The 10998-nt window shown below is 53.9% G+C and carries 15 protein-coding genes; 7 read left to right on the top strand and 8 right to left on the bottom strand.

Annotated features, from left to right (window positions below; all coding sequences use genetic code 11):
• Positions 1-162 precede the first annotated feature (162 nt).
• From mnmC to QSV34_RS14860, 5 genes are all read right to left on the bottom strand, one after another.
• Entirely contained in the window at positions 163-2208 is a 2046-nt protein-coding gene (mnmC, locus tag QSV34_RS14880; RefSeq protein ID WP_289156005.1) for a bifunctional tRNA (5-methylaminomethyl-2-thiouridine)(34)-methyltransferase MnmC2/FAD-dependent 5-carboxymethylaminomethyl-2-thiouridine(34) oxidoreductase MnmC1, read from the bottom strand.
• Between the two features lie 118 nt (positions 2209-2326).
• Positions 2327-2869, bottom strand: a complete 543-nt coding sequence (gene fldB, locus QSV34_RS14875) for a flavodoxin FldB (RefSeq protein ID WP_289156007.1) — start codon at positions 2867-2869, stop codon at positions 2327-2329.
• Positions 2860-3303 carry a flavodoxin domain-containing protein gene (locus QSV34_RS14870; protein WP_289156003.1) on the bottom strand — a complete coding sequence of 148 codons (444 nt, stop codon included), beginning with the start codon at positions 3301-3303 and terminating at the stop codon, positions 2860-2862. Before QSV34_RS14870 ends, fldB begins: the two co-directional genes overlap by 10 nt.
• Positions 3304-3462: 159 nt before the next feature.
• Positions 3463-3927 carry a tRNA (uridine(34)/cytosine(34)/5-carboxymethylaminomethyluridine(34)-2'-O)-methyltransferase TrmL gene (gene trmL, locus QSV34_RS14865; RefSeq protein ID WP_289156001.1) on the bottom strand — a complete coding sequence of 155 codons (465 nt, stop codon included), beginning with the start codon at positions 3925-3927 and terminating at the stop codon, positions 3463-3465.
• A complete protein-coding gene (locus QSV34_RS14860) occupies positions 3928-4461 on the bottom strand; it encodes a glycine cleavage system transcriptional repressor (protein ID WP_289155999.1) in 534 nt (177 codons plus the stop codon).
• A gap of 85 nt (positions 4462-4546) precedes the next feature.
• Here QSV34_RS14860 and QSV34_RS14855 point away from each other — a divergent pair, with 85 nt between their 5' ends.
• From QSV34_RS14855 to rlmM, 3 genes are read left to right on the top strand one after another with little or no spacing between them, the layout of a single operon-like run.
• A complete protein-coding gene (locus tag QSV34_RS14855) occupies positions 4547-4798 on the top strand; it encodes a YheU family protein (protein ID WP_289155998.1) in 252 nt (83 codons plus the stop codon).
• On the top strand, positions 4791-5432 hold the full coding sequence (locus tag QSV34_RS14850) for an alpha/beta family hydrolase (RefSeq protein WP_289155996.1): 642 nt from the start codon (positions 4791-4793) through the stop codon (positions 5430-5432). The genes QSV34_RS14855 and QSV34_RS14850 overlap by 8 nt, the downstream gene beginning before the upstream one ends.
• Positions 5432-6502, top strand: coding sequence for a 23S rRNA (cytidine(2498)-2'-O)-methyltransferase RlmM (gene rlmM, locus QSV34_RS14845; RefSeq protein WP_289155995.1), 1071 nt, complete (start codon positions 5432-5434; stop codon positions 6500-6502). Before QSV34_RS14850 ends, rlmM begins: the two co-directional genes overlap by 1 nt.
• Positions 6503-6535: 33 nt before the next feature.
• Here rlmM and QSV34_RS14840 read toward each other — a convergent pair whose 3' ends face one another.
• Positions 6536-6817: an antibiotic biosynthesis monooxygenase family protein gene (locus QSV34_RS14840; RefSeq protein WP_289155993.1), complete on the bottom strand. Its 282-nt coding sequence runs from the start codon at positions 6815-6817 to the stop codon at positions 6536-6538.
• A 136-nt stretch (positions 6818-6953) separates the two neighbouring features.
• Between QSV34_RS14840 and tusA the strand changes: the two genes are divergently transcribed.
• Entirely contained in the window at positions 6954-7187 is a 234-nt protein-coding gene (gene tusA / locus QSV34_RS14835) for a sulfurtransferase TusA (RefSeq protein ID WP_289155991.1), read from the top strand.
• A 65-nt stretch (positions 7188-7252) separates the two neighbouring features.
• Here tusA and QSV34_RS14830 read toward each other — a convergent pair whose 3' ends face one another.
• Positions 7253-7957, bottom strand: coding sequence for a hypothetical protein (locus tag QSV34_RS14830; RefSeq protein WP_289155989.1), 705 nt, complete (start codon positions 7955-7957; stop codon positions 7253-7255).
• A 155-nt stretch (positions 7958-8112) separates the two neighbouring features.
• Here QSV34_RS14830 and QSV34_RS14825 point away from each other — a divergent pair, with 155 nt between their 5' ends.
• The 3 genes from QSV34_RS14825 (at position 8113) to QSV34_RS14815 (ending at position 10764) form a co-directional block, all read left to right on the top strand.
• The gene (locus QSV34_RS14825) at positions 8113-8670 is read left to right on the top strand and encodes an elongation factor P hydroxylase (protein WP_289155987.1); all 558 of its coding nucleotides are present in this window, start codon (positions 8113-8115) and stop codon (positions 8668-8670) included.
• Positions 8667-9554 (top strand): 5'-3' exonuclease, encoded by an 888-nt coding sequence (locus QSV34_RS14820; RefSeq protein ID WP_289155986.1) that lies wholly within the window; start codon positions 8667-8669, stop codon positions 9552-9554. Before QSV34_RS14825 ends, QSV34_RS14820 begins: the two co-directional genes overlap by 4 nt.
• 100 nt (positions 9555-9654) lie before the next feature.
• The gene (locus QSV34_RS14815; RefSeq protein ID WP_289155984.1) at positions 9655-10764 is read left to right on the top strand and encodes a 4-phosphoerythronate dehydrogenase; all 1110 of its coding nucleotides are present in this window, start codon (positions 9655-9657) and stop codon (positions 10762-10764) included.
• Between the two features lie 108 nt (positions 10765-10872).
• On the opposite strand, the gene QSV34_RS14810 is transcribed toward QSV34_RS14815, so the two are convergent.
• Positions 10873-10998: integrase core domain-containing protein (locus QSV34_RS14810; protein WP_289152576.1), on the bottom strand; the 126-nt coding region annotated here is incomplete at its 5' end.

Genomic DNA, 10998 nt, shown 5'->3' with positions numbered 1-10998 from the left:
TGGTCGGCAGGAACTAGCTCGTCAATGCTGACGAACTCCATAGTGGACTGGGTTTGGGGGCGGTCTTTTAACATGCCCCATTATAAAAAGTCCCCGCACGAGGGCGAGGACTTTGTCAGCAGTCTGACGCGCCCTTCGAGGCGCGTTTTTTTATTACCTTTTCTATCCTCTTTTCAAGGAACGAATCAAAAAGCGAGCTGGATTTAACGCTTGCGCCAATTCCCTGTCTATTGGCGCCACTTCGCCACAAATCTGTGCTGCCAGCAGTTCCGCTGCCAGCGGTGCGTAGCTCAAGCCCCGCGATCCATAGCCACAACTGATATAAAGGCCAGGGTGGTATTCCCCTGGCAATGGGATATGAGCACGGGCATTTTTATGCAGCAGGGCGAAACGCTCATTCATGGCGCTGGCTATGGGTGCAGGCCCCGCCATGGGTAGATAGTCCGGGGTGGTGCAACGAAAACCAACACGGCCCGTCAGAGATTCAGCTGTATCGGGCAGCTGCTTGCCAATAGCTGTGTCGGTGGCAGTCAGTTTTTGCAGGTTGGTTTGATGATCGCTGTCTCGCACTTGCGGATCATCATCTCTGAGGTTGTAAGTGGCGCCGAGTGTGAATTGGCCCTGGTGCGCTGGAGCGATATATCCTGCGCCGCAGATAACGGTTTTCAAGGCGGAATCATTCGACGGCACTTGGGTAATCTGGCCACGAATGCGCTTTAAAGGCAGGTGCTCGGTTTGCTGGAAGTTTGCCACGCTGTGACTGCAAGCCAGGACTACGGTTTCAGATGCGGCGATAACCTTTCCCTCAGCATTTAGCAGTTGCCATTCATCATCTTCGCGAACCAGCTTATTAACGTCAGCGGCCACCACAGTAATCGCCGGGTGTTGCACCAACTCCCGGCACACTTTTGGTGGAACCACCCAACCCAGTTGTGGGCAGAACAGGCCTTGGTTGCTTGCCAGTGGCAAACCTGCCAGGTCAGCAGCTTGTTGCCGATTTACCCATTGCACCAGCTCAGGACTATTGGCAAAACGTTCGCCAATTTTAGGGAAATCAGCGGACTGTTTGTCCGATTCAGACAGCAGTAATACACCGCATTGCTCGCCGAAACCCTCGCGCTGCCAAAGCGGTTGATAGTAGCGGCTGGCGTAGGCGAGGGCACACAAGCCGAAGCGGGAGAGGGGTGAGTCCTGTTTGGAAAACTTGGGGTAAATAATACCCTGCGGATTGCCGGAGGCTTCCTGTGCCAGTTCACCGTGGCGTTCCAGTAAGGTGACTTGCCAGCCCCGCCTGGCCAGTGCATGGGCGGCACTGCAGCCAGCAATACCGCCGCCGACCACAACTGCCTGTTTCTTTGCTGAATGCGAGTTGAGGTTGAGGTACCAGGGTGCTGCAACTGGCGAGTTATGGGTGGCAGGCTGCAGTGCTTCTTGCAGTTGTTCGATAATTGGCGCTGTGACCATCTGGCCTCGCAACATCTCTCGCTTGCTGCCAAACCCCGCTACTTTTTCTACCTTAAAGCCCACTGCCTGCAAACCGCGACGCACATGACCAGCAGCGGTAAAGGTGGCTGCGGTAGTGCCGCTGTCACTGAGATCGGCAATGGTGTGAAACAGTGCCTCGCTCCACATGTCGGGGTTTTTCGCCGGGGCAAAGCCATCGAGAAACCAGGCATTCACCGTCGGGTTGCCACGGCGTCGCCAAACAGGGTGGTCACTGCCTTTGAGTTGCTCGAACATATCGGCGGCGTCACCGAACAACAGCGTCAGCTGGATGCGGCCATTCTGTAGCCACAGAGAGTGAAACCCTGAAAGCTGTGGCGGGTATTGGGTTTTCAGTTCCTCCGCCAAATCCCCCAGCTCTGGCCACAACGCCAGAGCTTTTTCCAGATCAGCGTGGCTCAGGGGGAATTTTTCCCCCGACACAAAGTGCAGCCGCCAGTTGGCGGGAGCGGTTTGCAGCCACAGTTGGGCGGCACAGAGAAAGTTCAGGCCGGTGCCAAAACCGGTCTCAGCAATGGTAAAGCAACCGCCTGAATCGGGTAGCTCGCGCCAGCGTTGTTGCAGGTGGTTGTTGTGCAGAAAAACGTAGCGGGTTTCTTCGATGCCAGAAGCGCGAGAGAAGTAAACGTCACCGTACTGGCTGGAAATGGGCTGGCCGTTGTCGTCCCATTCCAGCTCTGCGGGTTTTAAAATATTTTTAGACACTGGCAGTTCAAACTTGTGGGGTGGGGTAGCGACATACTTTCAATATTGTCATCGCGAGCGCAGCGCGGCGATCTAGTGTCTTTTTAAGCAGAGAGATCAAAGACGCTGGATTGCTTCGCTACGCTCGCAATGACGGGTTTTCTTGTTCAAACTCTCGCAGGATTTGCTCGCACCAGCTTTCCAAACGTTGCTGGGAGAGATCGAATTGGTTTTCGTCGTCCAGTGCCAAACCAACAAAATGGTTTTTGTCGGCAGTCAATGCTTTCGACTCACCAAATTCAAAGCCATCCGCGGGCCATTGACCAATCGCTTTAGCGCCTAAATTAACCAGCTTTGCCCACAGAAAACCCATGGCGTCCTGAAACCATTCCGCGTAGCCTACCTGATCCCCTTGGCCGTAAATGGCAATGGTTTTGCCGCTGAAATCTACGGCGTCAATTTCATCCCAGATGTTTTCCCAGTCCTCCTGCAATTCGCCGAAATCCCAGGTGGGGATGCCAAAAATAAGGTGCTGGTAATCTTCCGTAGTAGAAATGGGCTCATCGGCAATATTGAAAACATCTACCCGATCTTCACCGAGAATGCGCTGGATTTTTTCCGCGGTCATTTCGGTATAGCAGGTGGATGAGCCGTAAAACAGGCCAATTTTATTCAAAGCAATGTAACCCACTGCTTTACCCAGGTAATGGCGTCTTTATCTGGTGTGAAGGTTTCCAGTGCGTCCAGAAACAGGGGTTCGCCAATACGTACTGCGCCAATATCGGAGAACATGCCGTCCAGCCGAGTGGCCGCTGCGGCATAGGTTTCGAAGGAACTGTCACCCAGGCTGATGACTCCGTAGCGACGGCCGGCAATGTTCGGCGGGGTGTCATTCAATGCGATGACAAAGGGATTGATGTTGGAGGGGAAGTCTCCAACGCCGGTGGATGACGTGCAAATCAGTAACACTTCGTCCGGGTGTTGCAGGTCGTCCAAGCTGGGATCCTCGGCCACGGCAACGCTACAGTTGTTGGCAGTGAGGGTTTCTTCCAAGGCATCGGCCACGTCCAGGGCAGTGCCGGTTTCGCTGCCCACAAGAATTCGGATTTTTGTCATGGTTTGTTCTATCGATATTTAGTGTTGGGGATTATACAAAAGCTCCTCGTCATTGCGAGGAGCCTTTCTTATAGAGAAAGGCGACGCGGCAATCTCGTCACTGGATCGCCGAGCTGTATTCAGGAGATCGCCGCGCTGCGCTCGCGATGACGGGATTGGCTAACCTCCACCCTCAAACCCAAGCTGCCGCCATGCCTCATAGACGATAACAGAAACCGCATTGGATAGATTCATACTGCGGCTTTCCGCCTGCATGGGTATGCGAATAATCTGCTGCTGTGGCAGGGCATCAAGAAACGCTTGGGGCAGGCCACGGGTTTCCGGGCCAAACACCAAGGCGTCGCCGGGCTGGTAGTCAGGGGATGCGTGATTGCGGCTGCCACGGGTGCTGATAGCAAACACCCGTTGGGGGTCTACATCTGTAACAAAGGCAGGCCAGTCCTTGTGGATACGTGCCTGCTGCCATTCCCGATAGTCGAGTCCGGCTCGGCGCAGCTTTTTGTCGTCCATGGCAAAACCCAGTGGCTCAATCAGATGCAGGCGGAACCCGGTGTTGGCGCACAGGCGGATAATATTGCCGGTATTCGGGGGAATCTCCGGCTGGTAGAGCACAATATCGAGCATTTATTCGCTGCGTTCTTCGTCCAGGTCGAACAGCTCCACCATCAGGTCATCGGACAGGGTTTCCAGGTGTTTTCTGAAATCCTCATCGTCGAGGGAAACAGGCAGCCCAACCACTGCCGAGGCTTCAAACAAGTGCTCGGAAGACATGGCAGCGACGGTGCGATTGGTGTGCAGCGATTCTATGTTCACCTTGAGCTTTGAAAGCAGAGCAGTCAATTCGCGAACAATACCTTTGCGGTCATGGGCCACTACTTCAACCTCAAGCAGCCTTTGTTCAGTATCCGCAGGCGTGTCGTAATCCTGTTCAACCAATATCTGCAGCCCACTTTCTCTCAGGGCATTGAGGCTGTCAGTCAATTGGCTCTGCTTGGCGGGATCAATCTCCACCAAAGCAATACCGGCGAACTTACCGGCCAAATGGCTCATGCTACTTTCCAACCAATTGCCGCCCGCCTGGGAAACTGCATCGGCCACTTGATTGAGCAGGCCGGTTTGATCGCTTGCGGAAATAGTGAGTATCAGTTTTTTGCTCATGGTTGTGTCCAATTGGGTAAGCAGGGAGGGTTATATGATGCCTTGTAATCGCCGATAATGGCAGTCCCCTGAACGACCACAATTTATGTTGCATATGCTGGAAATCCCGCCCGAACGCTTAACTCCCGACGTACTACAAGCGGTGCTGGAAGAATTTATCAACCGCGAAGGCACCGACTACGGTGCTGAGGAACGTTCCCTGGAAAGCAAAGTGAGTCAGTTGCGCACTCAATTGGCCAAGGGAGAGGTTGTGATTTGCTTTGACGGAGAAACCCAGAGCTGCAGTCTGTTAACCCGCAGAGAATTTGCCCGGCTTACGGAGTTTCAGGGTGATTGATCTGCTGCGCTCACAGGCAAAAAACCACAGCATAGGTACTTTGATTTTGACCCACGGTGCCGGTGCGCCGATGGATAGCGCCTTTATGGAGCAACTGACCGCTGCGCTAAACGCTGTCGATATTGACGTGGTGCGCTTTGAATTCCCTTACATGCAACAGCGCCGTGCTACTGGTCGAAAACGGCCGCCGGATCGCCAGGCGATATTATTGGACTATTGGCAAAAAGTTTATCAACAGGTAATGGCTGATGGCACTGAAAAGCCGGTTTGTATAGGCGGCAAATCCATGGGCGGCCGCATGGCCAGCTTGTACGCTTGCCAAGAGAACACAATTGCTGGTGTCTGTTGTTTTGGTTACCCGTTTTTTCCGGGTGGCAAATACAAAAGCGGGCGTATTGAGCACCTATTAACTGCAGCGACTCCCACATTGATTGTGCAGGGCACCCGCGATCCGTTTGGCAAACCGGAAATTATCGAGCCGCTGAACCTCAGTGCCGCCATTGAGTTGTGTTGGCTGGAAGCGGGGGATCACAACTTTAAGCCCACAGTGCGCTCCGGCATTGAACATCGTCAACATATTCAAACTGCTGCCCAGGCTGTACAGCGGTTTTTCTTATCCCTGAAGGAACACTGATGCTCGATAACACCCCGAACCAGATCGTTCTCTATTGCCGGGCTGGCTTTGAAAAAGAATGCGCTGCGGAAATTAGCGACTGTGCTGCCAGGGTTGGTGTCAGTGGCTATGTCAAAGCAAGGCCCGACGATGGTTATGTCACATACGTCTGCCATCAAAGCGGCGCGGCATTGCAGGTGATGGAGCGTGTTGCTTTCGAGGAACTGATGTTTGCCCGCCAGTGGTTTGCCGCAGCTCCGATGCTGGATAACTTGCCGCCCACTGACCGGGTATCTGCACTGCTGGAAAGCGCCCGTGCTTTAGGCCCGTTTGATGACTTGTCGGTAGAGCACCTGGACACCAATAATGGCAAGGAAATGTCTCGCCTGTGTCGCAAGATCAGCCACCCATTGCGAGCCGCCCTTAAGAAACAGGGGTTGCTGAAAGCCTCAGCTAAACAGCAGTTGCACGTGCTTTTCCTGGATGGCAGTTGCGCCTTTGTGGGAGTGAGCCAACAGGGCAATCGCAGCCCCTGGGCCATGGGAGTCCCTCGACTGAAAATGCCCAGAGAGGCCCCCAGCCGTGCGACCTTGAAACTGGATGAGGCCATCTTGTGGTTTTTGCAGGGAGATCGCCAACATGAGTTGATGAAAGCGGGCACTCTGGCGGTTGACTTGGGGGCAGCTCCCGGTGGCTGGACCTGGCAACTGGTACGTCGTGGCTTGTATGTGGACGCAGTGGATAACGGCCCCATGGACAAGGTTCTAATGGACAGCGGCATGGTGGCTCATGTGCGCGGTGACGCCTACACCTATCAACCCAAGGGTAATGTCAGCTGGCTGGTATGCGACATTGCCGACAAACCGGCGCGCACGGCGGATATGGTGGCGCGCTGGGCGAGTAAGGGCTGGTGTCGGCGCGCGATCTTTAACCTGAAATTGCCCATGAAGCAGCGCTACAACGCGGTACAGGAATGCCGCGAAATTATTGAGAGTGGCTTGGCTGCCGCCGGGCTAACGGCAGAGCTGCGCTTTAAGCAGCTCTACCACGACCGGGAAGAAGTGACGGGATTCCTTTCAATAGAGAGTTGACCAATAGAGAGCTGATCAATAGCCCGCTGACACTCAATGACTGAGCAGAGTAACTTTTTCTGCTTCAAGCAGCAGAGGAGCAATCTGGGTCAAAGCCTGATTGCGCTCTGGCGAGGCATGCCAGGCGTACCAGTCCAATTCTGAACGCATTTTTACCATAACGTAGCGTACGTTGGGGTACTCCAGATTGTGCATGGATTCGCCGGAAATAAAGCCGGGAACGGTAATGGCAGACTGCATAACGGAATTGATAATTTGGTCGTAGCTGACTTCCATGCCCGGGGCGACTACTCGCTGGATTAAAACGCTGATCATTGTGCTGATGTAACCTTATTTCTTCTGACTGATGTTAGGCGCTCCTGTCATACAGAGCGGCCGCGCAGGATACCACGGCCTCTATCGTTTATTAAGTGCTCTTGTTCGGTAGCCGCCCGACTGAGACAATGCGCCGATGACTGAAAAGCCCCAAATCGTTCTCGATACTACCGGATTGCTCTGCCCGGAGCCGGTGATGCTGCTGCACAACGCGGTGCGTGATGTTGCCAGTGGTGAACTGATAAAAGTGGTGGCCACGGATCCGTCAACCACCCGTGATATACCCAAGTTCTGCAATTTTCTGGGGCACGAGCTGCTGTCTGTCAGTGAAGAGGACAAACAGTACTTGTTTTTTATTCGCAAAAAGTAGCTGTAGGTCGGGCTTTAGCCCGACAAAGCAGTTAATTGTGTCGGCCTGAAGGCCGACCTACACCACTAACTATCCACAAGAATGGACATAGCCGCCATGGCCTCTGGATCCTCCGCCTTGATCATGTTGGCGATGTGGTGCTGGAAGTAATAGCGGAAGCCGTTTTCCTTGGTAGCTGGGTAAAGGCTTTTATCACCGGGCAGTACCGGGGTGGTTTCCACTTTGTTGTCGTCGATCAGCATGCCGTAGAGGGTGCCGTCGGCGTGCAACCGCCAGCTCACTACTTCTTTTAACACCAAGGTGCGGGAGCCATCTCCGGCCAGCACGGCGTGAGTGCCGATGGAGTCTGGCAATTCCTGGATAATTACGTTGGCTTGCTCAGCTTCGCCTTCTTCACAACTGTAATACTCGGCTGCGGTCTCCAGCTCAATGACCTTGTGCAACGGCGGCTCGGTGAACATGTCGTCGACACTGGCGTCGTAATAGCCTTGCCAGTGACCGTTGAGCGGATCCTGAATGTCCGGGCAGGGCACAATGTCATTAAGCCAAGGCACCATACCTACCACTTCACCATCCGCACGCAAGCCCCAACAGAGAATACGTACACTAAACAGTTTTTCCGGATGGGCACTGTTGGCGTACAGCATTTCCAGGCCGTCGAGTTCGGGAGAGAGTCGGATAATGCGCCGATTGAATTCATCGGAGAAAGGCTTCCCTGAAAACAGATCAACCACATTGTCCGTATTGTGGCCGTGGGTTGAGGTAGTCATAATACGCCTCCTCAGGGTGGGTGAATCGTTATGATTTTTTATATATTTGGTTCACCGCCTGCCTGAAAAAATACGACAGGCACGTCCTACACTACTCCTCATTTTTGCAAAGCACAACAGGGCTTCCTGTTTAGAAAACGATGGTTTAGAAAACTATGGGAAGTTACGTCCACCCCAAACAGGCAATCAGTTGCCAATGGCTTGAGCAATTGTTCAATCAGTTGTTCCTGGGAACCATGAGCACCCGCCTGATCGGCGGTGCTGAGGAACCGCTGTATTTACCCGCAGACGATACTTGCCCATACCATCGCCTGTATTATCGGGAAGACTACCTGTCCAGTGCACTCCACGAAATTGCCCACTGGTGTATCGCTGGCAACGAACGCCGCCTGCAAGTGGACTTTGGTTATTGGTACAACCCGGACGGTCGCACCGCTCAGCAGCAACAACAGTTTGAGCAGGTAGAGGTAAAACCCCAGGCGGTGGAATGGCATTTATCGGTGGCCGCCGGCCAGCGCTTCCACCTCAGTGCCGATAACCTTCACGGTGAAGCAGGCGCCAGCGACAGCTTTGCTGATGCGGTTTGCCAGCAAGCGCAGCAGTATTGCGCAAAGGGTTTACCGCAACGGGCGCAAACCCTGGTAGAAGCGTTGCAACAGCATTTGGGGACGCCGCTTTGTGAGCCGCAGCGCTATAGCCGAGAGCAGCTGTGAGGCGGGAAGAATTCTATCTGATTGATGCCTCAATCTATATTTTTCGCAGCTACTTTGCCTTGCCAGATAACTGGCACAGCGAGGAGGGTTGGCCCACCAATGCCGTTCAGGGGTACGCCAGCTGGCTGCTCACCTTACTGGAAAAGCGCCAGCCCCAATATCTGGCTGCTGCCCACGACGAGAGCCTGGGCAGCGGTTTTCGCCACCAGACTTATCCAGACTACAAAGCCAATCGAGCATTGCCGGATGAGGCTTTGGAATTTCAGCTGAACGCCTGCCGTGAATTGGCAGATTTGCTTGGTATTGCCCATTTTGCCAGTAGTAGTCACGAGGCGGACGATATTATTGGCACTCTGGCAGAGCAGGGCCGCAATGAAGGGTTTAGCCCGGTAATTCTGAGCCGGGATAAAGATTTGGCCCAATTGTTACAGCCGGGAGAGTTGATGTGGGACTTCCCCAATAACGAGCCCAAAGGGCTAGAGCAGTTGCAGGCGGAGTTTGGTGTTCAACTGTCGCAGCTGGCGGATTATCTGGCCCTTACAGGGGATGCTATCGACAATATTCCCGGCGTTCCAGGCATTGGCCCGAAAACTGCCGCCGCCATACTGCAGAGCTTTGCTTCTATAGATGACATCTTCGCCAACACTGATCAATTATCGGCGTTGCCGATACGGGGCGCTGCTTCGCTGGCAGATAAACTGGCTCCTTACAAAGAGCAGTTGCAAATCACTCGTCAACTGACCACCATTCGCTGCGATGCGCCGCTGGAGTTTGATACTCAGCAGTTGCAGTGGAAGGGAATTGATTACCCGGCGTTTGAGAGTTTTTGCCAGCAGATCGGGCTGGCGAGGCAGTTGTTGGTTCGGGCGGCCAAACTTTTGTAATACGTATACGTCATTCTGAGCGTAGCGAAGAATCTCTGTATTTGATTGAAGTGCGAGATCCTTCGCTACGCTCAGGATGACAATAAAACAGAGTGTTTTAATGAAAATCCTTGCCGACGAAAATATGCCCCTGGTGCGGGAGTTATTCGCTCCCTATGGCGAGGTAACCACTGTACCAGGGCGCAATCTCCGGCCTGAAGATGTCGCCCAGGCCGATGCGCTGTTGGTGCGCTCCATCACCCAGGTCAATCGCCAGTTGCTTGACGGCAGCGCTGTGCGCTTTGTCGGCTCCGCTACCATCGGCGTGGATCATATCGACCTGGATTACCTGCAACAGCGGAATATTACCTTTAGCGCAGCGCCGGGCTGCAATGCCAATGCCGTGGTGGATTATGTGTGTGTTGCACTTTGCTCTCTGAGGTTGGACTGGCAACAGCTCTGCGCGAGTCAGAAAATCGTAGGCATTATCGGGTGTGGCAATGTAGGTGGACGCCTGTACCGACGCCTGAAGAAACTCGGCGCCAGCGTGCGTTGTTACGACCCGTTTTTAGACGCTGAACAAAACTCAGACCTCACCAGCCTGGAAGCCGTGCTGGGCAGCGACATTGTTTGCCTGCACACGCCACATACCCGCAGTGGCCCCTTTCCCACCCATCATATGCTGTCTACCGAACAGCTGGCGCAGTTACCTCAGGACGCCATACTGATCAACGCCGGCCGTGGTGCCGCTATTGATAATCAGGCGCTGTTGCGTCTGCTAGAGCAGCGCAATGATCTACGTGTTGTGCTGGATGTTTGGGAGAACGAACCAGGCATTTCTCTGCCCTTGTTGCAAAAAGTTACCCTGGCAACACCGCATATTGCTGGATATAGCGTGCAGGGCAAGTGCAATGGTACCGCTATGGTTCGGGATGCTTTTTTGCGCTGGCTTGGCGAGCCTGCCGTGCCCGAAACGGAGCAGGGGGGCACAATGGAAGTTTCAGCGTCTTCTATCGGCGATGCTGTGGGACAAGTCTACGATGTTGCCGCAGATGATCGGCGAATGCGTGAGCAGCTGACGCAGCCCGGCGCGGCATTGGCGTTTGATTGCTTGCGCAAGGAATACCCGCCGCGGCATGAGTTCCATCGTTATCGGTTAACTGGGCAGGGGTTGTCTGAGTTTGATCGGCGAGTGTTGGGAGTGTTTGGTTTTCTCGAACTGTCATCCTGAGGAGGCGTAGCCGACGTGAGGATCTCACAACTTGAAGACTCTGAGATCCTCACGCCGCTGCGCGGCTCAGGATGACAGTGTCTTGTCCTGATATAGGTTGACACTATTTCAGGTTAAAAACGCCCGATGGACTTCATCGGGCGTTTTGTATTTTAGAGCCATATGCGGCCGCCGTTTATTGTATAACTCAACAGATTCTTCCACCATGACGGTAGCCTGCTCAATATTTTCAGG

Origin of the sequence: Porticoccus sp. W117 (assembly GCF_030341905.1) — a bacterium.
GTDB lineage: Bacteria > Pseudomonadota > Gammaproteobacteria > Pseudomonadales > Porticoccaceae > SCSIO-12696.
This window is presented reverse-complemented; position numbering and strand designations above follow the sequence as displayed.

Bases quoted from the DNA above. Each gene is read 5' to 3' on its own strand.
- QSV34_RS14855 (WP_289155998.1), top strand. From the start codon at position 4,547: ATGTTGCATATGCTGGAAATCCCGCCCGAACGCTTAACTCCCGACGTA.
- QSV34_RS14870 (WP_289156003.1), bottom strand. From the start codon at position 3,303: ATGACAAAAATCCGAATTCTTGTGGGCAGCGAAACCGGCACTGCCCTG.
- rlmM (WP_289155995.1), top strand. From the start codon at position 5,432: ATGCTCGATAACACCCCGAACCAGATCGTTCTCTATTGCCGGGCTGGC.
- trmL (WP_289156001.1), bottom strand. From the start codon at position 3,927: ATGCTCGATATTGTGCTCTACCAGCCGGAGATTCCCCCGAATACCGGC.
- QSV34_RS14860 (WP_289155999.1), bottom strand. From the start codon at position 4,461: ATGAGCAAAAAACTGATACTCACTATTTCCGCAAGCGATCAAACCGGC.
- QSV34_RS14840 (WP_289155993.1), bottom strand. From the start codon at position 6,817: ATGATCAGCGTTTTAATCCAGCGAGTAGTCGCCCCGGGCATGGAAGTC.
- tusA (WP_289155991.1), top strand. From the start codon at position 6,954: ATGACTGAAAAGCCCCAAATCGTTCTCGATACTACCGGATTGCTCTGC.
- QSV34_RS14815 (WP_289155984.1), top strand. From the start codon at position 9,655: ATGAAAATCCTTGCCGACGAAAATATGCCCCTGGTGCGGGAGTTATTC.
- QSV34_RS14825 (WP_289155987.1), top strand. From the start codon at position 8,113: ATGGGAAGTTACGTCCACCCCAAACAGGCAATCAGTTGCCAATGGCTT.
- QSV34_RS14830 (WP_289155989.1), bottom strand. From the start codon at position 7,957: ATGACTACCTCAACCCACGGCCACAATACGGACAATGTGGTTGATCTG.